Here is a 20,655-nt window from a genome sequence, read left to right as displayed (position 1 = left end):
GATTGGCAGGCCATGGTCTGCCGCCTCAGGACACTGAGCCCCATGTATAAAGATTTGAAATTCCCGGTCTTGATCGTCCATCGCGACATCAAGGCCGACACCGTTGCCGGTGACCGCGTGCGTGGCATCGCACGGGAGCTGGAACAGGAAGGCTTCAGCATTCTCAGTGCGGTGGATTACACCGAAGGGCGGCTGGTCGCCTCGACCCATCACGGCCTCTCGTGCATGTTGATCGCCGCCGAAGACGCCAGCACCAACTCCCATCTCTTGCACAACATGGCCGAGCTGATCGGTCTGGCGCGGGTGCGAGCGCCGGACCTGCCGATCTTCGCTCTCGGCGAGCAGGTCACCCTGGAAAACGCCCCGGCTGACGCCATGGCCGAGCTCAATCAGCTACGCGGCATTCTGTATCTGTTCGAAGACACCGTGCCGTTCCTCGCCCGTCAGGTGGCCCGGGCGGCGCGCAAGTACCTGGATGGTCTGCTGCCACCGTTCTTCAAGGCCTTGGTGCAGCACACCGCCGATTCCAACTATTCCTGGCACACTCCGGGCCATGGCGGTGGCGTGGCGTATCACAAGAGCCCGGTGGGGCAGGCGTTCCACCAGTTTTTCGGGGAAAACACCCTGCGTTCCGATTTGTCGGTGTCCGTGCCGGAGCTTGGTTCGCTGCTCGATCACACCGGCCCACTGGCTGAAGCCGAGGCCCGAGCTGCGCGCAATTTCGGCGCCGATCACACCTTTTTCGTGATCAATGGCACCTCGACGGCGAACAAGATCGTCTGGCACTCCATGGTTGCCCGGGATGATCTGGTGCTGGTGGATCGCAATTGCCACAAATCGGTCTTGCACTCGATCATCATGACCGGCGCCATCCCGTTGTACTTGTGCCCGGAGCGCAATGAACTTGGGATCATCGGCCCGATTCCGCTCAGCGAATTCAGCCGCGAATCAATCCAGGCCAAGATAGATGCCAGCCCGCTGACCAAGGGCCGTGCGCCCAAGGTCAAGTTGGCGGTGGTGACCAATTCGACCTACGACGGCTTGTGCTACAACGCCGAGTTGATCAAGCAGAGCCTGGGCAATAGCGTCGAGGTCTTGCACTTCGACGAGGCTTGGTATGCCTACGCGGCGTTTCACGAGTTCTTCGCCGGCCGTTACGGCATGGGCACGTCGCGCAGTGAGGACAGCCCGCTGGTGTTCACCACCCATTCCACGCACAAACTGCTGGCGGCGTTCAGTCAGGCGTCGATGATCCACGTGCAGGACGGCGGTGCACGGCAACTGGATCGCGACCGTTTCAACGAAGCGTTCATGATGCACATCTCCACCTCGCCGCAGTACAGCATCATCGCGTCGCTGGACGTGGCTTCGGCGATGATGGAAGGCCCGGCCGGGCGTTCGCTGCTGCAGGAAATGTTCGATGAAGCCCTGAGTTTTCGCCGCGCACTGGCCAATCTGCGTCTGCACATTGCGGCGGATGATTGGTGGTTTTCCATCTGGCAGCCGCCGTCGGTGGAAGGGATCACTCAGGTCGTTACCGAAGACTGGCTGTTGCAACCCGACGCTGACTGGCACGGCTTCGGCGGCGTGACGGATGACTACGTGCTGCTCGACCCGATCAAGGTCACGCTGGTCATGCCCGGCCTGACTGCCGGCGGCGCCTTGAGTGAACGCGGGATTCCGGCGGCAGTGGTCAGTAAATTCCTTTGGGAACGCGGATTGGTGGTCGAGAAGACGGGGTTGTATTCGTTTTTGGTGCTGTTCTCCATGGGCATCACCAAGGGCAAATGGAGCACGCTGCTGACCGAGTTGCTGGAGTTCAAGCGCAGTTACGACGCCAACGTCAGCCTTGGCACCTGCCTGCCCTGTGTCACTCAGGAAAATCCTGCGCGTTATCAGGGCATGGGCCTGCGCGACCTGTGCGATCAACTGCACGCCTGCTACCGCAGCAATGCCACGGCCAAACACCTGAAGCGCATGTATACCGTGCTGCCGGAAATCGCCATGAAGCCCGCCGACGCCTATGATCAATTGGTGCGAGGTGAGGTTGAGGCGGTGTCGATCGATGCCCTGAATGGGCGAATCGCTGCCGTGATGCTGGTGCCGTACCCGCCGGGGATTCCGTTGATCATGCCTGGCGAGCGCTTCACCGAATCGACTCGATCGATCATTGATTACCTTGCATTCGCCCGTACCTTCGACAGCAGCTTCCCCGGGTTTGTCGCCGATGTGCACGGATTGCAACACGAAGATGAGGGCAATGGGCGGCACTACACCGTCGATTGCATCAAGGAATGAGGACCTTTCCCAGTATGCAACCGGTCATGAATCCGAAATACCCAGGGCTGTCGGTGCGCGTTGCCGACGATGGTTTTGCGGCCTACATCTGGGGCAGCGACTTCAGTTTTGAAGTCGCCGCCTACGGTGCCGCCGAAATCGGTAAACCGGTGGCGCAGTGGCCGGTAACGCCGATCACCCCTTATCGAAAGTGCTACGGAATTGATCCCGAGGAGTTCAGCAGTTTCCGCGATGCCGCCGACAGTGCGATTTTCATGGCTTATCTGGATGACGAGCCGGTCGGCCACCTGGTGGTCAGCACCAACTGGAACGGCTTTGCCCACATCGACGAACTGGCGGTGCATGCGCCAGCCCGTCGTCACGGCGTGGCCAAGTCGCTGCTGGATGTGGCGCAGTTCTGGAGTCGCAAGAAGAAACTGCCGGGCATCATGCTCGAAACCCAAAACAACAACCTGGGCGCCTGCCGGCTCTATGAGCGCTGTGGTTTTGTGATTGGCGGGATCGATCATCTGCGCTATCGCGGCATCGACCCGAACACCGCCGAAGTGGCGTTGTTCTGGTATCGGCTGTTCGATAATCCGCTGGAAAATCCGATCAGTTCGCCAGCATCGCCACGGCTTGTTCCGTGATGATCGCCAGCAAGGCCTGAACGGCGGGCGAGGGCTCGGCGTTTTTCAAGGTCAGGGCGTAGAGGCTGATCGGCACGGCCGGCGCCAGCGGGCAAACATCCAGCCCGGACGATTTGGCCCCGAGGGCGGTGAAGGGGTCGACGATGGCCAGGCCTTCGCCGGCTTCGACCATGCTGCGCATCATCTGATGGGTCTGGACTCGCGTTTGGATCATCAGCGCCGGGCGTAGTGCTTGCAGCTTGATTTCCAGCGCCGGGCTCAACGGATCATGGCCGTCGAGACCCACCATCGCCTGGCCAGCCAGGTCTTGCACCGACACATACTTCTGCTTGGGTTGCAGCCAGCCATGAGGCGCCAGCAGCTGAAGTTTGCCCTGGGCAATCACTTGGCAATCGATGTCGGCGTGATCGGGGTCATGCAGGCTCAGGCCCAAATCGCTTTCGCGCAACAGCAGGCTGCGGACAATCTCGCGGGTGGGTTGGTTGAGGAGGGTGCAGGGTGCATCGGGAAAGCGTCGGCGCAGGGCCGCGATGCTGTGAGGCAATAACTGTTGAGTCAGCGGCGGGGTGCCGATGATGCGCAGCGGTGGCGCCAAATATTGCTTGAGGCTGTTGGCCAGGCGTTGCACCGGTTCGAGAGCTTCATAGACATGAGCGATCTCGACCTGCAACTCCCGCGCCTCGCGCGTGGCCTGCAAGCGACCGCGCACGCTGGAGAACAGCATGAAGCCCAACTGACCCTCGGCGTCACGCAAAATCCCTTCGACCTCGGTCACGGGCAACTGCAGCCATTCGGCGGCGGTGCCCAGGTGACCGGTCTGCAAGAGCGCCTGGATCACTTCGATATGACGTAAACGCATGCATGAAGTCCATGTTCAGCAGGTGAGGGAGTCAGTGTCTGAATCCTAACTCAAGTGCGCGCATATGACTTCTGCTCATAACACAGGGTTATGAGGCAATGGTGGTTTCCGGCAGGCTGCCGACATAAGTGTCCGGTTCGCGAGTGAGGGTGATATCCGACTGGATCAACTGGAACCGGTTGTCATCGAGCTTCTTCATGCGATCGCCGATGGCCAGTTTGTAGGTGGTGACAGGCTCCGTGCCTTCGACACCGTCTGCCGACGGGGTGGATTCCTGGAACTCATGCACGGAATAAACGCGGCCTTCCGCGTCTCTTGCATGGAACTGACCGACGAGTACTGCTGCCATCTGCTTAGAACCTCTGGAGATAAATCACTCAATTTGCGGCTCAGTAGACCGTGGTTGGGCGAGGTAAGTTTTCCTACAGGAAAAAAATAGTCAGGGGCGGCGATTTTCGCTCGCCCGCTGAATGAATCGTCATCTATAACTACAGGCTCTTTCCATCGATAGTCGAGAACCTTCCATGAGCAACGTCTACACGATCGCCGTCATAGTCGGCAGCTTGAGAAAAGAATCGATCAATCGCAAGGTCGCGCTGGCCCTGGCTGATCTGGCGCCTGCCAATCTGAAACTGAACATCGTCGAAATTGGCGACTTGCCACTCTACAACGAAGACATCGATGGTGCTTCACCGCCGGCAGCCTACAGCACTTTCCGACAACAAGTGAGCTCATCCGACGCAGTGCTGTTTGTGACCCCTGAATACAACCGTTCGGTGCCGGCACCGATGAAGAACGCGATTGACGTGGGTTCGCGTCCATATGGCAAAAGTGCCTGGAATGGCAAGCCGGGTGCAGTGATCAGCGCTTCGCCGGGCGCCATTGGCGGTTTTGGCGCCAATCATCATCTGCGTCAGTCGATGGTGTTTCTCAATGTGCCGTGTATGCAGCAGCCAGAAGCCTACCTCAGTGGTGCCGGGACAGCCTTCGACGAGGCGGGCAAGCTTAGCGAATCGGTGAAGCCGTTCTTGCAGAGCTTCATCAATGCTTACGGGCAGTTCGTCGAACAACACAAAAAAGTCTGACACCACAAAAACCTGTGGGAGCGGGCTTGCTCGCGAATGCGGTTTTACATTCAACATTAATGTTGGCTGATACGACGCTTTCGCGAGCAAGCCCGCTCCCACAGGGGTTATTCGGTGCTGGTCAGCCGGCTACAAATCATCATCTCGATTTCCGACAGCCACGCGGCGGTTTGCTCCGCCGTCGGTTGTGCGGTCACGCAATAACGCCGGCCGCCCCAGGCCATGATCACCCAGGCGTCGATGCAAACGTCTGTCGGTTGCGTAGGCAAGTCACCACACGCTGCGAAGGCCTCACGCCATTTCTGCGACAGTTCCTGGAACAGTCGTCGATGGTGCTTGGGTTCGGTGAACTGATGTTCAATCACAAACACTTCATGGTTGAACAGTGGCTGGCGCACCTCGTCCGGCTCGCAGGTCAGGCGTATCAGGCGTTTGATCCGGGTTCGCCAATCCAGATCGTTGGCGCGTACGACCTGTTCTTCCAGATCCAGCAATAAACCCTCCAGGGCATGCCGGATGTAACCTGACAGCAAGGCTTCTTTGCTCGGGAAGTAGTCGTACAGCGTCCCAATGGCCACGCCGGCTTCCAGCGCCACTTCGCGGGTGGTCAGCCCCGACCAGCCGTCACGCTGCCAAATCCGAACAAACGCCTGGTAAATCGCTTCCACGGTGAAGATCGCCCGCGCTTGACTCGGCCGTTTCAACGGCTTGGCGCGAGGGTTGAAGGCTGGCGTGCTGCCCTTGGTGTTTCCGAACCCGCTCTTCATTGGCTGCCGTTACTCTGGTGCTACCCGCCACTCACTCGCAGCAGGAGTCTGAAAGATGCAAAGCCTGAGCACGGTAACACGGCTGATCACCCGTAAAAACGCCCTCGACCAGAGCCGGATCGAGCAGGAACAACGCAGCCTGATTCCGGCGGCCGGCGAGGTGATCCTGAAGATCGACCGCTGCGCGCTGACCACCAACAACATTACCTACGCCGCGTATGGCGATTCGATGAACTACTGGGGCTTCTTTCCTACGGGGCAGGCGGAATGGGGCCACATTCCGGCCTGGGGTTTTGCCGATGTGGTGGCGTCGGATGTCGTCGGCATCAAGGTCGGCGAGCGCTTCTACGGCTACTTCCCGCTGGCCAGCTATTTGTGGATGCGTCCGGATCGGGTCACCGAGCGGGGTTTCTATGACGCGGCCGAGCATCGCCAGGCGCTGACCTCGGCTTACAACCAGTACACCCGTTGCAGTTGGGATGCGTACTACACGCCTGAAACCGAAAACCTGCAGATTTTGCTCAAGCCGCTGTTTCTGACGTCATCGATGTTGGCGGATTTCCTACAAGACAAGGAGTTCTTTGGCGCCACTCGACTGGTGTTCTCCAGTGCATCGAGCAAAACCGCTTTCGGCACGGCGGTATGCCTTGAAAATAATCCGGATATTGAGCGGATCGCGCTGACCTCTTCCGGTAACAAAGCCTTTGTCGAAACGCTGGGTTGTTACGAACGTACCGTGTCCTACGAGGAACTGGATAGCCTGCCGAATGATCGTCTGACGCTGTATGTGGATTTTTCCGGCGACCTGAAATTGCGTGATCGGGTGCATCAGCATTTCGCCGGCCAATTGGTTTACAGCTGCTTCGCCGGTTCCGCCCAAAGCACCGACAAGGCGCAGCTGAGCGCCATTGCAGGGCCGCAGCCCGTGTTCTTTTTTGCTCCGATCCAGATCCGTAAACGCAATGCCGAATGGGGGCCGGAAAAGGTCAGCCAGCATATTGGCGAAGGGTTGCAGCGGTTTTATAAGTTGCTGACAGCGAAATCCACGCCATTGCTTGAAGTGGTCGAGAACGAAGGCTACGAAGCGGCACAACGTGTACTATCCCGGCTGTTTCATGGGCAGGTTGCGCCGGGCGAGGGGCATGTCATCAAGTTGTAGTTTGCTGACTCAACGACAATCCCTGTAGGAGCGAAGCTTGCTCGCGAAGGCGTCGTATCAGTCAACATCATCGTTGAATGTACAGCCGCCTTCGCGAGCAAGCTTCGCTCCTACAGGGGATTGAGGTGTGGCGGGGATTTTTGTATCCCTCCACGGAATTATCTCCCTGGCCATTCACTCTGTTACAAATCCCCATCCCGATTGTCTGTTCAAGGTTGCTGTGCATGCTCATCGCGTCGTTGATTTTCCTGCTGACCATCACCCTGGTGATCTGGCAACCCAAGGGCCTGGGCGTTGGTTGGAGCGCGGTGTTTGGCGCGATTCTGGCGCTGCTCTTCGGGGTGGTGCACCTGAGTGACATCCCGCTGGTCTGGCAGATCATCTGGAACGCCACCGGTACCTTCGTTGCGCTGATCATCATCAGTTTGCTGCTGGACGAGGCGGGGTTCTTTGCCTGGGCGGCGTTGCACGTGGCGCGCTGGGGCAAGGGCAATGGGCGCAAACTCTTCGCGTTCATGGTGTTGCTCGGGGCGCTGGTGTCGGCGTTGTTTGCCAATGACGGTGCGGCGTTGATCCTCACGCCAATCGTGATTTCCATGCTGCTGGCATTGCGGTTTTCGCCCGCTGCGACCCTGGCCTTCGTAATGGGTGCCGGTTTCATCGCCGACACCGCGAGCTTGCCGTTGGTGGTGTCGAACCTGGTGAACATCGTTTCTGCCGACTTCTTTCATATCAGCTTCAACCGTTATGCGGCGGTGATGATCCCGGTCAACTTCGTCAGCGTCGCCGCCACGCTGGGTATGTTGATGTGGTTCTTTCGCAAGGACATTCCCAAGGCTTACGACCCAGAGCAACTGGACGACCCGGCCACGGCGATCCACGACAAAGCCACGTTTTATGCCGGTTGGGTGGTGTTGGTGATTTTGCTGGTTGGCTGCTTCGCCCTGGAGCCGCTGGGCATTCCGATCAGCGCGATTTCCGCCGTCTGCGCTGCGTTGCTGCTGGGCATTGCTGCTCGCGGCCACAAGATTTCCACGCGCAAGGTGATGAAAGAAGCGCCGTGGCAGATCGTGATTTTTTCCCTGGGCATGTATTTGGTGGTCTATGGCCTGCGTAATGCCGGGCTCACCGACTACCTGGCCGGTTGGCTGAACGGCTTTGCCGGTTACGGCGTCTGGGGCGCGGCCATGGGCACTGGCGTGCTGACGGCGTTGTTGTCATCGATCATGAACAACTTGCCAACGGTGCTGATCGGCCTGCTCTCGATTGATGCCAGTCAGGCCACGGGCGTGGTCAAGGAAGCGATGATCTACGCCAACGTCATCGGCAGCGACCTGGGGCCGAAAATCACCCCGATTGGCAGTTTGGCGACTTTGTTGTGGTTGCATGTGCTGGAGCGCAAGAACATCACGATCGGGTGGGGTTATTACTTCAAGGTCGGGATTGTGCTGACGGTGCCGGTGTTGTTGGTGACGTTGGCGGCGTTGGCTGTGCGGTTATCCATTTAAACCGCGTCGGCCCATTCGCGAGCAAGCCCGCTCCCACAGGGGATTTGCGGCGTACACAAATCCAATGTGGGAGCGGGCTTGCTCGCGAAGAGGCCAGTCCAGGCACTACAAATCCTCAACCACTACCCGGCACATTCGGCCAAAGATCCGCCACCAGAAACAACCGCTCGGCTTCTTCCCAATCCCCACTGGCATTCTCGGCCAGCCGCACCATCAGCTGCGCCGGGGCCAGCGGCTCCAGCTCACTGATCCACGTATCCAACTGCTCAGTGGTCCAGGTCTGTTCCGCCGGATAGTGCGCCGGTGCCAGCCAGGCATGGCGGGGCAGGGGTTGCCAACGACCTGGCGGGCGCTGCACGACAAAGTCCGCCCAATCCTTCTGATGCAGCCAGCTACCGCGCAAATGCTGCGGATGCGCGCCACTCGGCGACTCGGACTGCCCCGGCCACGGGTACAGCAGATAGCCGCCTAGCCACAAATGCGCACTGAACTGCTGAATATCCAGCGCCGCCAGCACTTCGCGGCTTTCTGGCCGGGCAGATATCGGTAATTGATGCTGGCTCAAGTGCGCCAGTTTACGGTCCAGGCGATCATGACAACCGGGGCCGAGCCACTGGGCGGTGTCGTGTCCATCGCCATTCTGTGGGCCGAGGTAGAGTTTGATCGCCAGCTCCAGGTGATGCACGCCGTCACGATCACGCAGCAGCATGTCCAGTTCGCCCAAGGTGTGACCCTCGCGGCGAATCGGCAAATTGGCGGCGATCAGCTCGATGCCCGGCGCATGGCGCACGGCGTATTGCCACAGGCGTTCGTAATACAGGCCCAGACGCCGGGTCCGGGCCTGCGCCAGCCAGTGCAGCAAGTCATAACTGTCACGATCCAGTTGCCGCAGCCAGTGCTCCAGGCGTTCCGGCGCCTGCACCCAGTCGCTGCCGGCCAGTGGATGGCGCTGCGGCCACGGCACTTCATCGAGCATCGGCGGCGCGAGGATGACCCAAGCCAGGTCGCGCACTTCAGGGTGGCGCAACTGGTGGGGTAGCTGGAGCAAGTCCGGGAATAAGATCATTCTGCGAGCATAGCCTCTTAAGTCATGGCTGAAAGGGTTTTGTCTACGCCGTGCTTTCGCCCATAATCGTCGCTTTAGCCCGTCGCAGAAACTCGCAGGAGCCCCATGGAGCAATTTCGTAATATCGGCATCATCGGTCGCCTGGGCAGTTCGCAGGTGCTGGATACCGTCCGCCGACTGAAACGGTTTCTGCTCGATCGTCACCTGCACGTGATCCTCGAAGACACCATCGCCGAAGTCCTGCCGGGCCATGGCCTGCAAACCTCGTCGCGCAAGATGCTCGGCGAAGTCTGTGACATGGTGATTGTGGTCGGCGGTGACGGCAGCCTGCTCGGCGCCGCTCGTGCGCTGGCCCGGCACAATATTCCGGTGCTGGGGATCAACCGCGGCAGCCTGGGTTTCCTGACCGATATTCGCCCCGATGAGCTGGAAGTCAAAGTCGCCGAAGTGCTCGACGGCCACTATCTGGTGGAAAACCGCTTCCTGCTGCAAGCCGAAGTCCGTCGCCATGCCGAGGCCATTGGCCAGGGCGATGCGCTGAATGACGTGGTGCTGCATCCTGGCAAATCGACGCGAATGATCGAGTTCGAGCTGTACATCGACGGCCAGTTCGTCTGCAGCCAGAAGGCCGACGGCCTGATCGTCGCCACACCGACTGGTTCGACCGCTTATGCGCTGTCGGCAGGCGGGCCGATCATGCACCCCAAGCTCGACGCTATTGTGATTGTGCCGATGTACCCCCATACCTTGTCAGGCAGGCCAATTGTGGTCGATGGCAACAGTGAGCTGAAAATCGTCGTGTCCAAGGATATGCAGATCTACCCGCAAGTCTCCTGTGATGGGCAGAACCACTTCACCTGCGCGCCGGGCGACACCATCACCATCAGCAAAAAGGCCCAGAAGTTGCGGCTGATTCACCCCCTCGACCACAACTACTACGAAGTGTGCCGGACCAAGCTCGGTTGGGGCAGTCGATTGGGTGGTGGAGGCGACTGATGCTCGATCCCGCGCGAAGCTACGACCTGATCGGTGACGTGCACGGTTGCGCTCTGACCCTTGAGCACTTGCTCGACCGGCTCGGTTATCACAAACAAGGTGGCGTCTGGCGGCATCCGTCGCGTATGGCGGTGTTCGTCGGTGACATCATCGACCGTGGCCCGCGGATTCGCGAAGCGCTGCACATCGTCCACGGCATGGTCGAGGCCGGCCAGGCGCTGTGCATCATGGGCAACCATGAGTTCAACGCGCTGGGCTGGAGCACTCCGGCACCGCCCGGCAGCGGCAAGCATTTCGTGCGTGAGCACACCCCGCGCCACGCCCGGCTGCTGGGGGAAACCCTGACGCAATTTGAAGATCATCCCGGCGACTGGCATGACTTCCAGCAATGGTTCTACGAGTTGCCCTTGTTCGTCGATGCCGGACGTTTCCGCGTCGTGCATGCCTGCTGGGACGCCGGCCTGATCGAGCCGTTGCGCGCGCTGTTTCCCAATGGTTGCGTCGATGAGCATTTTCTCCAGGCCTCGGCCGTGCCGGGCAGTTTCGCCTGCACCGTATTCGATCGCCTGCTGCGCGGCACCGATATGCGCCTGCCCGATGGCCAGACCATGACCAGTGGCGATGGCCTGACGCGTTCGTTCTTCCGCACCAAGTTCTGGGAAGACGACCCGCAAACCTATGGAGACATTGTGTTCCAACCCGACGCCTTGCCTGAACCGGTGGCCCGTACGCCACTGTCGTCCAGCGAAAAAAACACTTTGCTGCGTTACGGCATCGATGAGCCTCTGTTGTTCGTCGGCCACTACTGGCGCAGCGGCAAACCGGCGCCGATCCGGCCGAACCTCGCTTGTCTGGATTACAGCGCGGTGCTTTACGGCAAGCTCGTGGCCTATCGCCTAGACCAGGAAACCCATCTCGACCCGCATAAATTTGTCTGGGTCGATGTCGAACGGCCGGAGGTGCTGCAATGAGTACCGTTGCCGTATTACGCCTGCCTCTGACGGCGGACCTGAGCGGGTTTGTCAAGCTGTTGCAGCGCATGCAAGTGCCGCATCGGGTCAGCGAGGAGGCGGGCGAGCAGGTGCTGTGGGTGCCTGCCAACATCAGCGAGGACGTGCGTTCGTTGTATGAACGCTTCCCGGCCGGTGATCCCGATCAGCAACTTGACATTCCGGTAGCGCAAACTATGCGTCGCCCGGGTTTTGTCGAACAGTTGCGCTACAGCAAGGCGACCGCATTTGTTCTGTTGCTGAGTGTGATCGTCGGCGCCATCACGCTGCTGGGCGAAAACCTCGACACGATGCGCTGGTTTACCTTCCTCGATTTCCGCGTGGTCGGCGAGTACATCCATTTCAGACCGCTGGCCGACAGCCTGGCAGCGGGGCAGTGGTGGCGTCTGGTGACGCCGATGCTGATCCACTTTGGCTTCCTGCACCTGGCCATGAACGGCATGTGGTACTGGGAACTGGGGCGGCGCATCGAGGCGCGTCAGGGCAGCATCAACCTGATTGGCCTGACCTTGCTGTTCAGCCTTGTTTCCAACTACGCCCAGTATTATTACAGCGGTGCGAACCTGTTCGGCGGCTTGTCCGGCGTGCTGTACGGCTTGCTCGGGCATTGCTGGATCTTCCAGTTGCTGTCGCCAAACCCGGCCTATCGCCTGCCGCGCGGCGTATTGGTGATGATGCTGGTGTGGTTGGTGTTGTGCATGTCCGGACTGATCTCGATGATCGGTTTCGGTGAAATTGCCAACGCGGCCCACGTCGGCGGGTTACTCATCGGATGCTTCACCGGTTTGTTGGGCGGTTTGTACAACCGCCGTAAACTCGCCGTCTAAAACCGTATTTGAATAAAGAGCGCGGAGACCCTGATGTCCTCTTTTAACGAAATGATCAAAAACATCACCCCCGATATCTACCAGAGCCTGAAACTGGCGGTGGAAATCGGCAAATGGTCCGACGGTGGCAAACTCACCGCCGAGCAGCGCGAACTGTCCCTGCAAGCGATGATCGCCTGGGAAATCCAGAACCTGCCCGAAGAAGAACGCACCGGCTACATGGGCCCGCAGGAATGCAGCTCGAAGTCGATCAGCGTGCCGAACATCCTGTTCAAGTCGGATGCCATCCATTGATCGAGATTGGCCGCGGTGCAATCAGCAAAATGTCGGCGCGCCTTGACGGGCCGAACGTGCAGTACGCTTTTCGTCTGGGCGACACCGAGGTGCCGGTCAATCCAATGATCGGTACGACCGTGCGCCTGGAGTACCTGGGGGGATTTTCTGCTCCCATTGCGGACGCAAGACCAAAACCAGTTTCAGCCAGGGTTACTGCTACCCGTGCATGACCAAACTGGCCCAGTGCGACATCTGCATCATGAGTCCGGAGCGTTGCCATTTCGACGCCGGCACCTGCCGTGAGCCGGAGTGGGGCCAGACGTTCTGCATGACCGATCACATCGTCTACCTGTCCAACTCGTCGGGGGTGAAAGTCGGGATTACCCGCGCCAACCAGATGCCGACTCGCTGGATCGACCAGGGCGCCCGTCAGGCCTTGCCGATCATGCGTGTCTCGACCCGTCAGCAGTCCGGTTTCGTCGAAGACCTGTTCCGCAGTCAGGTAGCTGACAAGACCAATTGGCGTGCTTTACTCAAGGGCGATGCTGTGCCAGTGAACCTGATGGAAATCCGTGATCAGCTGTTTGATAGCTGCGCCGAAGGTTTACTAGGTTTGCAGGAACGATTTGGACTACAGGCAATCCAGACTATTGCCGACGTAGACGTCCTCGAGATCCGATATCCAATTGAGCAATACCCGGCCAAAATCGTCAGCTTCAACCTGGACAAGAACCCGATTGCCGAAGGCACGCTGCTGGGGATCAAAGGCCAATACCTGATCTTCGACACCGGCGTGATCAATATTCGTAAATACACGGCTTACCAGCTCGCCGTGCATCAGTAAGGACTCCAGTATGCGCACCGAACAACCGAAGATGATCTACCTGAAGGACTATCAGGCGCCCGAGTACCTGATCGACGAGACACACCTGACCTTCGAGTTGTTCGAGGACCACAGTCTGGTCCATGCGCAACTGGTGATGCGCCGCAATCCCGAGCGTGGCCCGGGCCTGCCGCCGCTGGTACTGGACGGCCAGCAGATTGAGTTGCTGTCGGTCACCCTGGCCGATAGCGAATTGACTGCTGCCGACTACCAGTTGACGGAAAATCACCTGACCCTGCACCCGACCAGCACCACGTTCACAGTCGATACCAGTGTCAAGATCCACCCGGAAACCAACACGGCGCTGGAAGGCCTGTACAAATCCGGCACCATGTTCTGCACCCAGTGCGAGGCCGAAGGCTTCCGCAAGATCACCTATTACCTCGACCGCCCGGACGTGATGAGCACGTTCACCACCACCGTGGTCGCCGAGCAGCACAGCTATCCGGTGCTGCTGTCCAACGGCAACCCGATTGCCAGCGGCCCTGGCGAAGACGGTCGGCACTGGGCGACCTGGGAAGACCCGTTCAAGAAACCGGCCTACCTGTTCGCGCTGGTGGCCGGTGACTTGTGGTGTGTCGAAGACACCTTCACCACCATGACCGAGCGCACCGTGGCGCTGCGCATCTACGTCGAGCCGGAAAACATCGACAAGTGCCAGCACGCGATGAACAGCCTGAAGAAGTCGATGCGCTGGGACGAAGAGGTCTACGGTCGCGAATACGATCTGGACATCTTCATGATCGTAGCGGTCAACGACTTCAACATGGGCGCCATGGAGAACAAGGGCCTCAACATCTTCAACTCCAGCGCCGTGCTGGCCCGGGCCGAAACCGCGACCGATGCTGCGCACCAGCGGGTCGAGGCGATCGTTGCCCACGAATACTTCCACAACTGGTCGGGCAACCGCGTGACCTGCCGCGACTGGTTCCAGTTGTCGCTCAAGGAAGGCTTCACTGTGTTCCGCGATTCCGGCTTCTCCGCCGACATGAACTCGGCCACGGTCAAGCGCATTCAGGACGTGGCATACCTGCGTACCCACCAGTTCGCTGAAGATGCAGGTCCAATGGCTCACGCCGTGCGCCCGGACAGCTTTATCGAGATTTCCAACTTCTACACCCTGACCGTGTACGAAAAGGGCTCGGAAGTGGTCGGCATGATCCACACCTTGCTCGGTGCCGAAGGTTTCCGTAAAGGCAGCGACCTGTACTTCGATCGCCACGACGGCCAGGCCGTGACCTGCGACGACTTTATCAAAGCCATGGAAGACGCCAACGGTGTCGACCTGACCCAATTCAAACGCTGGTACAGCCAGGCGGGTACACCGCGACTGGCGGTGAGCGAGTCTTACGACGCGGCTGCGAAAACCTACAGTCTGACCTTCCGCCAGAGCTGCCCGCAAACTCCGGACAAGGTTGAAAAGCTGCCGTTCGTGATTCCCGTGGAACTGGGCCTGCTGGATTCAAAAGGTGCGGCGATTGCGTTGCGTCTGTCCGGCGAAGCTGCGGCACAAGGCACTTCGCGGGTGATTTCGGTCACCGAAGCCGAACAGACCTTTACGTTCGTCGACATCGCTGATCAGCCGTTGCCTTCACTGCTGCGTGGCTTCTCGGCACCAGTGAAACTGAGCTTCCCGTACAACCGCGATCAACTGATGTTCCTGATGCAGCACGACAGCGACGGTTTCAACCGCTGGGATGCCGGTCAGCAGTTGTCGGTGCAGGTGCTGCAAGAGCTGATTGCCCAGCAACAGAAGGGCGAGAAACTGGTACTGGATCAGCGACTGATTTCGGCATTGCACACTGTGTTGACCGACGAGACGCTGGATCAGGCCATGGTCGCGGAAATGCTTTCGCTGCCGGGTGAAGCCTATCTGACGGAAATCAGCGAAGTGGCTGATGTCGATGCGATTCACACCGCTCGCGAGTTCGTTCGCAAGCAACTGGCGGAAAACTTGTTCGAAGCGCTGTGGCTGCGTTATCAGGCTAACCGCGACCTGTCGAAGAAAACCCCATACGTGGCCGAGGCCGAGCATTTCGCTCGTCGCGCGTTGCAGAACATTGCGCTGTCGTACCTGATGCTCAGCGGTAAGCCTGAGGTGTTGGCGGCGACGCTGGAACAGTTCGAAACCGCCGACAACATGACCGAGCGCCTGACGGCGTTGGCAGTATTGGTCAACTCGTCGTTCGAAGACGAGAAAGCCACGTCCCTGACCAGTTTCGCCGAACACTTCAAGGACAATCCGCTGGTTATGGATCAGTGGTTCAGCGTGCAGGCCGGCAGCACGTTGCCGGGTGGTTTGGCGCGGGTTCGTCAGTTGATGGAGCATCCGGCGTTCAATATGAAGAACCCGAACAAGGTGCGGGCTTTGGTGGGCGCGTTTGCCGGGCAGAACCTGATCAACTTCCATGCGGCGGATGGTTCGGGGTATCGCTTCCTCGCTGATTTGGTGATTGAGTTGAACGGGTTTAATCCGCAGATCGCTTCTCGACAGTTGGCGCCGCTGACTCGCTGGCGCAAGTATGACGGTGCTCGTCAGGCGTTGATGAAAGGTGAGCTGGAGCGGATTCGTGGTTCGGGTCAGTTGTCCAGTGATGTGTTTGAAGTGGTCAGCAAGAGCCTGGCTTGAGTTTGGTCTTGTTCCCTCAGGGTTCACTCGAACCCTGTAGGAGCGAGGCTTGCCCGCGAAGGCGGCCTGATAGCCGACCTATTATTTGTTGACTGAGTACATATCCATTTCTGCGGTAACGGCGGCTTAGGGTTTCGCCCTTACGGCGACTCACTTTTTTTCAAACGCCAAAAAAAGTAAGCAAAAAAAGGCTCGCCCCGAGCGTCCGGCCCCTCGCTTAGGCTCGGCGTGCCTTCGTTCCGGTATTCATCTGGGGGCATCGCCTACGGTCGGCTTCGCTTCGACCTCCTCTCGATGTGTGCGGCTTCGCCGCACGGCGCTACGCGCCCACCCCCAGCTGAACACCTCCACTCAGCCTCCCGAAGGGGCGGGCAGAGCAAGATCAAAAGCTGCAGGCGAGCTAACGCTCGGCCTGATGAGTGGTGAAGGGCGGAGGGGATTTACCGGGCTTTGTAGGAGCTGCCGAAGGCTGCGATTTTTGATCTGGCTCTGGATTTCGACCTGGATTTGGCTGTGGCTGTGGCTGTGGCTGTGGCTGTGGCTGTGGCTTTTGATCTGGATCTTGATCCTGCTTTTGATCTCTCGCCCCTTCGGCAGGCCGAGCGTAGGTGTTCATCAGGGGGTTAGGCGCGCAGCGCCGTTCGGCGAAGCCGAACACATCGAGAGGAGGTCGTAGCGAAGCAGACCGTAGGCGATGCCCCCTGATGGACACCGTAGCGAGGGTACATCGAGCGAAGCGAGATGCCGTACGCCGGGGCGAAGCCTTTTGCTTACTTTTCGGCGTCTGGAAAAGTGAGTCGCTGTAAGAGCGAAACCGCCAGAAGCCATTACCGCAGCAACGGATATACACACAACCCTCAGCAACCCATCCAACCATCCAACAGCACAGCCCAATCACCCGATCTAATACCCAATCATTCAGAAAAACCCCAACCCCCTCAGGTTAACAAAACATAACGTGGCGTCGATTGTCAGACCTTTCCAAAGCCCGATAGGATAAGCCAGCTTCCGAAGGGGCTCTGGATTGCGGGTTTCAGGACTATGCTCCTGAACAGCCAATCGCCACGAGCACCCCTTACGGCGCCCTGAAAGGTTGAACGACCTAACAATAATAATGGGGGAAGGTCTATGAGTGAGCCTGTCATGGGTGTGGGTATTTGCCGCCCGCCGGCATTACGCAAGTTCGCGTTGCTGGCTACAGCGCTCTCGCTGTTGGGCTGCGCCGTGTTGTCGGCACCGGTGATTGCCGCCGACGCGCAAGCAGCCGATACGGTGTATGCCGTTGAATCCGCCAAGGCTGCCAAAAGCCTGATGCTCGATGTCGTCCACGCTGGCAAACGCCTGGTGGCGGTCGGGGATCGTGGGCATATCCTGTATTCCGATGACCAGGGCGCGACCTGGACCCAGGCCAAAGTGCCGACCCGGCAACTGCTGACGGCGGTGTTTTTTGTCGATGACAAACACGGCTGGGCCGTCGGGCATGACGCGCAAATCCTCGCCAGTGAAGACGGTGGCGTTACCTGGACCAAACAATTCGAAGACCTGAAACGCGAAGCACCGCTGCTCGATGTCTGGTTCAAGGACGTCAACAGCGGCTTTGCCGTGGGTGCTTATGGCGCGTTGCTGGAAACCACTGACGGCGGCAAGAACTGGGCAGATGTCAGCGACCGCCTCGACAACACCGACCAGTTCCACCTCAACGCCATTGCCGCGGTCAAGGATGCCGGGCTGTTTGTCGTCGGTGAGCAGGGCAGTATGTTTCGCTCCGCTGATTGGGGCCAGACCTGGGAAAAGCTCGAAGGTCCGTATCAAGGTTCGCTGTTCGGCGTGATCGGCACGGCGCAGCCCAACACCTTGCTGGCCTACGGGCTGCGCGGGAATCTGTTTCGCTCCACCGATTTCGGCACCACCTGGGCGCCGATCGAGTTGAAGGCCGCACGCGGCATGCTGGAGTTCGGCCTGTCCGGCGCGACGTTGCTCGATGACGGCTCCATCGTGATCGTCGGCAACGGCGGTTCGGTGATCAGCAGCAGCGACAACGGCGAAACCTTCACGGTGTTCAACCGCCCGGACCGGATTTCCGTGTCGGCGGTCACTGCCGCAGGTAACGGCAATCTGATTCTGGCAGGACAGGGCGGCGTTCGCGCCACTTCGCCAACCGGCGCCGAGCTCAGCAAATAAGCCGGGCCACATAATAAGAAGGGCGGAGACATGACATCCATGACAAGTCATCACCAAGACAAGGCGACGTTTCTTGAACGCCTGATTTTCAACAACCGCCCGGCAGTGATCGTCATCTGCCTGCTAGTGAGTATTTTCCTGTTCTGGCAGGCGACGCTAATTCGGCCGTCCACCAGTTTTGAAAAAATGATCCCGCTCGAGCATCCGTTCATTCAAAAGATGATGGAGCACCGCAACGATCTGGCAAACCTCGGCAACACGGTGCGGATCTCGGTGGAAGCCACCGACGGCGACATCTTCTCCAAGGAGTACATGGAGACCCTGCGCCAGATCAACGATGAGGTGTTCTACATCTCCGGCGTTGACCGTTCCGGCCTCAAGTCGCTGTGGAGCCCGAGCGTACGCTGGACCGAGGTGACGGAGGAGGGCTTCGCCGGTGGTGAAGTGATTCCGCAGAGCTACGACGGCTCCCAGGAAAGTCTCGATCTGCTGCGCAACAACGTACTCAAGTCCGGTCAGGTCGGGCGGTTGGTGTCCAACGACTTCAAGTCGAGCATCGTCGACATTCCGCTGCTGGAGTCCTACCCGGACCCGCAAGACCAGGGCAAGTTGCTGGCACTGGACTATCGCCAGTTCTCCCACGAACTCGAAGACAAGATCCGCAACAAGTTTGAAGCCCAGAACCCTAACGTGAAGATCCACATTGTCGGTTTCGCCAAGAAAGTCGGCGACCTGATCGATGGGCTGGTCATGGTGGTGATGTTCTTCGGCATTGCCTTCGTTATCACCTTGATCCTGCTGTACTGGTTCACCAACTGCATGCGCAGCACCGTGGCGGTGTTGAGTACGACGCTGGTGGCGGTGGTCTGGCAACTCGGGTTGATGCACGCCTTTGGTTTCGGGCTCGATCCGTATTCGATGCTGGTGCCGTTCCTGATCTTCGCCATCGGTATTTCCCACGGCGTGCAGAAAATCAACGGGATCGCCTTGCAGTCCAGCGAGGCCGATAACGCACTAACCGCCGCGCGGCGAACCTTCCGGCAACTGTTCCTGCCAGGGATGATCGCGATTCTCGCGGACGCGGTCGGCTTCATCACGTTGCTGATTATCGACATTGGCGTTATTCGCGAACTGGCGATCGGCGCGTCCATCGGCGTTGCGGTGATCGTGTTCACCAACCTGATTCTGCTGCCGGTGGCGATTTCCTACGTTGGCATCAGCAAACGTGCGGTCGAGCGCAGCAAAAAAGATGCGGTCCGCGAGCACCCGTTTTGGCGCCTGTTATCGAACTTTGCCAGCAAGAAAGTCGCCCCGGTTTCCATTGTCCTGGCCCTGTTCGCCTTCGGTGGCGGCCTCTGGTACAGCCAAAACCTGAAAATCGGTGACCTCGACCAAGGCGCACCAGAATTGCGTCCAGACTCGCGCTACAACAAGGACAATAACTTCATCATCAACAACTACTCCACCAGCTCCGACGTGTTGGTGGTGATGGTCAAGACCAAGGCTGAAGGTTGCTCGCGTTACGAAGCCATGGCGCCGATCGATGAGCTGATGTGGAAGATGCAGAACACCGAGGGCGTGCAGTCGGCGATCTCCTTGGTGACCGTGTCCAAGCAGATGATCAAGGGCATGAACGAGGGCAACCTGAAATGGGAAACCCTGTCGCGCAACCCGGATGTACTGAACAACTCCATCGCCCGGGCTGATGGCCTGTACAACAACAGCTGCTCCCTGGCGCCGGTGCTGGTGTTCCTCAACGATCACAAGGCCGCGACCCTGGACCGCGCGGTGCATGCGGTGCAGGACTTCGCCAAGGCAAACAACAAGGACGGCCTGGAATTCATCCTCGCCGCCGGTAACGCCGGGATCGAAGCGGCGACCAACGAAGTCATCAAGGAATCGGAGCTGACGATCCTGATCCTGGTGTACATCTGCGTCGCGACCATGTGCATGATCACCTTCCGTTCCTGGGCGGCGACCTTGTGCATCGTGCTGCCGCTGGTGCTGACCTCGGTGCTCGGTAACGCCCTGATGGCTTTCATGGGCATCGGCGTGAAAGTCGCGACCCTGCCGGTGGTGGCGCTGGGTGTGGGAATTGGCGTGGATTACGGCATCTACATCTATAGCCGTCTGGAAAGCTTCCTGCGTGCCGGCCTGCCGCTGCAAGAGGCGTATTACCAGACGCTGAAGTCCACCGGTAAAGCCGTGCTGTTCACCGGTCTGTGCCTGGCCATCGGCGTGTGCACCTGGATCTTCTCGGCCATCAAGTTCCAGGCCGACATGGGCTTGATGCTGACCTTCATGCTGTTGTGGAACATGTTCGGCGCACTGTGGCTGCTGCCGGCGCTGGCGCGGTTCCTTATCAAACCGGAGAAACTGGCGGGGCAGAAGGGCAATTCGTTGTTTGCTCACTGATCAGTCGCTGAAACAACAAAGCCGCAACTCAGGTTGCGGCTTTTTTATGCCTGACGGCTTCACACAA

At 59.1% G+C, this 20,655-nt stretch carries 16 protein-coding genes and 1 pseudogene; 13 read left to right on the top strand and 4 right to left on the bottom strand.

The genetic code is table 11. The features are described from left to right. Positions 1-42: 42 nt before the first annotated feature. Together RHM58_RS27740 and RHM58_RS27735 are read left to right on the top strand one after the other, a co-directional pair. Positions 43-2,298 (top strand): Orn/Lys/Arg decarboxylase N-terminal domain-containing protein, encoded by a 2,256-nt coding sequence (locus RHM58_RS27740; RefSeq protein WP_322268781.1) that lies wholly within the window; start codon positions 43-45, stop codon positions 2,296-2,298. A gap of 14 nt (positions 2,299-2,312) precedes the next feature. Then, positions 2,313-2,927, top strand: coding sequence for a GNAT family N-acetyltransferase (locus RHM58_RS27735; protein ID WP_201202706.1), 615 nt, complete (start codon positions 2,313-2,315; stop codon positions 2,925-2,927). On the opposite strand, the gene RHM58_RS27730 is transcribed toward RHM58_RS27735, so the two are convergent. Together RHM58_RS27730 and RHM58_RS27725 are read right to left on the bottom strand one after the other, a co-directional pair. Then, positions 2,893-3,786, bottom strand: coding sequence for a LysR substrate-binding domain-containing protein (locus RHM58_RS27730; protein ID WP_201197429.1), 894 nt, complete (start codon positions 3,784-3,786; stop codon positions 2,893-2,895). The two genes, RHM58_RS27735 and RHM58_RS27730, sit on opposite strands and share 35 nt — an antisense overlap. Before the next feature lie 88 nt (positions 3,787-3,874). Beyond that, on the bottom strand, positions 3,875-4,135 hold the full coding sequence (locus RHM58_RS27725; protein ID WP_322268780.1) for a hypothetical protein: 261 nt from the start codon (positions 4,133-4,135) through the stop codon (positions 3,875-3,877). A gap of 175 nt (positions 4,136-4,310) precedes the next feature. Here RHM58_RS27725 and RHM58_RS27720 point away from each other — a divergent pair, with 175 nt between their 5' ends. Further along, a complete protein-coding gene (locus RHM58_RS27720; protein ID WP_322268779.1) occupies positions 4,311-4,871 on the top strand; it encodes an NADPH-dependent FMN reductase in 561 nt (186 codons plus the stop codon). A 107-nt stretch (positions 4,872-4,978) separates the two neighbouring features. On the opposite strand, the gene RHM58_RS27715 is transcribed toward RHM58_RS27720, so the two are convergent. Continuing rightward, positions 4,979-5,638, bottom strand: a complete 660-nt coding sequence (locus RHM58_RS27715; RefSeq protein WP_322268778.1) for a TetR/AcrR family transcriptional regulator — start codon at positions 5,636-5,638, stop codon at positions 4,979-4,981. Between the two features lie 55 nt (positions 5,639-5,693). Between RHM58_RS27715 and RHM58_RS27710 the strand changes: the two genes are divergently transcribed. Together RHM58_RS27710 and RHM58_RS27705 are read left to right on the top strand one after the other, a co-directional pair. Then, the gene (locus tag RHM58_RS27710; RefSeq protein ID WP_322268777.1) at positions 5,694-6,797 is read left to right on the top strand and encodes a DUF2855 family protein; all 1,104 of its coding nucleotides are present in this window, start codon (positions 5,694-5,696) and stop codon (positions 6,795-6,797) included. A gap of 224 nt (positions 6,798-7,021) precedes the next feature. After that, the gene (locus RHM58_RS27705) at positions 7,022-8,305 is read left to right on the top strand and encodes an arsenic transporter (protein WP_201257578.1); all 1,284 of its coding nucleotides are present in this window, start codon (positions 7,022-7,024) and stop codon (positions 8,303-8,305) included. A gap of 115 nt (positions 8,306-8,420) precedes the next feature. Here the strand turns inward: RHM58_RS27705 and RHM58_RS27700 are convergent, their stop codons facing one another. Then, complete coding sequence (locus RHM58_RS27700; protein WP_201202716.1) at positions 8,421-9,371, bottom strand: DUF1853 family protein; 951 nt, start codon at positions 9,369-9,371, stop codon at positions 8,421-8,423. Positions 9,372-9,476: 105 nt separating this feature from the next. Between RHM58_RS27700 and RHM58_RS27695 the strand changes: the two genes are divergently transcribed. The 8 genes and pseudogenes from RHM58_RS27695 to RHM58_RS27660 all read left to right on the top strand — a co-directional run bounded on the left by RHM58_RS27695 (position 9,477) and on the right by RHM58_RS27660 (position 20,588). Then, complete coding sequence (locus RHM58_RS27695; protein WP_010459816.1) at positions 9,477-10,367, top strand: NAD(+) kinase; 891 nt, start codon at positions 9,477-9,479, stop codon at positions 10,365-10,367. Then, complete coding sequence (locus RHM58_RS27690) at positions 10,367-11,338, top strand: metallophosphoesterase (RefSeq protein WP_322268776.1); 972 nt, start codon at positions 10,367-10,369, stop codon at positions 11,336-11,338. The genes RHM58_RS27695 and RHM58_RS27690 overlap by 1 nt, the downstream gene beginning before the upstream one ends. Then, entirely contained in the window at positions 11,335-12,204 is an 870-nt protein-coding gene (locus RHM58_RS27685) for a rhomboid family intramembrane serine protease (protein WP_201257577.1), read from the top strand. The genes RHM58_RS27690 and RHM58_RS27685 overlap by 4 nt, the downstream gene beginning before the upstream one ends. A 33-nt stretch (positions 12,205-12,237) precedes the next feature. After that, the gene (locus tag RHM58_RS27680) at positions 12,238-12,498 is read left to right on the top strand and encodes a YeaC family protein (protein WP_133836178.1); all 261 of its coding nucleotides are present in this window, start codon (positions 12,238-12,240) and stop codon (positions 12,496-12,498) included. Next, positions 12,495-13,324: pseudogene (locus RHM58_RS27675) on the top strand (DUF2797 domain-containing protein). The gene RHM58_RS27680 and the pseudogene RHM58_RS27675 overlap by 4 nt, the downstream one beginning before the upstream one ends. 10 nt (positions 13,325-13,334) lie before the next feature. Next, positions 13,335-15,992, top strand: coding sequence for an aminopeptidase N (gene pepN / locus RHM58_RS27670; RefSeq protein ID WP_322268775.1), 2,658 nt, complete (start codon positions 13,335-13,337; stop codon positions 15,990-15,992). Positions 15,993-17,120: 1,128 nt separating this feature from the next. Next, complete coding sequence (locus tag RHM58_RS27665; RefSeq protein WP_201203024.1) at positions 17,121-18,173, top strand: WD40/YVTN/BNR-like repeat-containing protein; 1,053 nt, start codon at positions 17,121-17,123, stop codon at positions 18,171-18,173. A gap of 39 nt (positions 18,174-18,212) precedes the next feature. Then, complete coding sequence (locus tag RHM58_RS27660; RefSeq protein WP_416195344.1) at positions 18,213-20,588, top strand: efflux RND transporter permease subunit; 2,376 nt, start codon at positions 18,213-18,215, stop codon at positions 20,586-20,588. Positions 20,589-20,655: the final 67 nt, after the last annotated feature.

The sequence above is a fragment of the Pseudomonas sp. 10S4 genome (assembly GCF_034344865.1).
Classification (GTDB): Bacteria; Pseudomonadota; Gammaproteobacteria; order Pseudomonadales; family Pseudomonadaceae; genus Aquipseudomonas.
Note: the sequence above shows the minus strand (reverse complement) of the source record. Positions and strands in the feature narration are given on the sequence as shown.

Bases quoted from the DNA above. Each gene is read 5' to 3' on its own strand.
- RHM58_RS27740 (WP_322268781.1), top strand. From the start codon at position 43: ATGTATAAAGATTTGAAATTCCCGGTCTTGATCGTCCATCGCGACATC.
- RHM58_RS27735 (WP_201202706.1), top strand. From the start codon at position 2,313: ATGCAACCGGTCATGAATCCGAAATACCCAGGGCTGTCGGTGCGCGTT.
- RHM58_RS27730 (WP_201197429.1), bottom strand. From the start codon at position 3,786: ATGCGTTTACGTCATATCGAAGTGATCCAGGCGCTCTTGCAGACCGGT.
- RHM58_RS27725 (WP_322268780.1), bottom strand. From the start codon at position 4,135: ATGGCAGCAGTACTCGTCGGTCAGTTCCATGCAAGAGACGCGGAAGGC.
- RHM58_RS27720 (WP_322268779.1), top strand. From the start codon at position 4,311: ATGAGCAACGTCTACACGATCGCCGTCATAGTCGGCAGCTTGAGAAAA.
- RHM58_RS27715 (WP_322268778.1), bottom strand. From the start codon at position 5,638: ATGAAGAGCGGGTTCGGAAACACCAAGGGCAGCACGCCAGCCTTCAAC.
- RHM58_RS27710 (WP_322268777.1), top strand. From the start codon at position 5,694: ATGCAAAGCCTGAGCACGGTAACACGGCTGATCACCCGTAAAAACGCC.
- RHM58_RS27705 (WP_201257578.1), top strand. From the start codon at position 7,022: ATGCTCATCGCGTCGTTGATTTTCCTGCTGACCATCACCCTGGTGATC.
- RHM58_RS27700 (WP_201202716.1), bottom strand. From the start codon at position 9,371: ATGATCTTATTCCCGGACTTGCTCCAGCTACCCCACCAGTTGCGCCAC.
- RHM58_RS27695 (WP_010459816.1), top strand. From the start codon at position 9,477: ATGGAGCAATTTCGTAATATCGGCATCATCGGTCGCCTGGGCAGTTCG.
- RHM58_RS27690 (WP_322268776.1), top strand. From the start codon at position 10,367: ATGCTCGATCCCGCGCGAAGCTACGACCTGATCGGTGACGTGCACGGT.
- RHM58_RS27685 (WP_201257577.1), top strand. From the start codon at position 11,335: ATGAGTACCGTTGCCGTATTACGCCTGCCTCTGACGGCGGACCTGAGC.
- RHM58_RS27680 (WP_133836178.1), top strand. From the start codon at position 12,238: ATGTCCTCTTTTAACGAAATGATCAAAAACATCACCCCCGATATCTAC.
- pepN (WP_322268775.1), top strand. From the start codon at position 13,335: ATGCGCACCGAACAACCGAAGATGATCTACCTGAAGGACTATCAGGCG.
- RHM58_RS27665 (WP_201203024.1), top strand. From the start codon at position 17,121: ATGAGTGAGCCTGTCATGGGTGTGGGTATTTGCCGCCCGCCGGCATTA.
- RHM58_RS27660 (WP_416195344.1), top strand. From the start codon at position 18,213: ATGACAAGTCATCACCAAGACAAGGCGACGTTTCTTGAACGCCTGATT.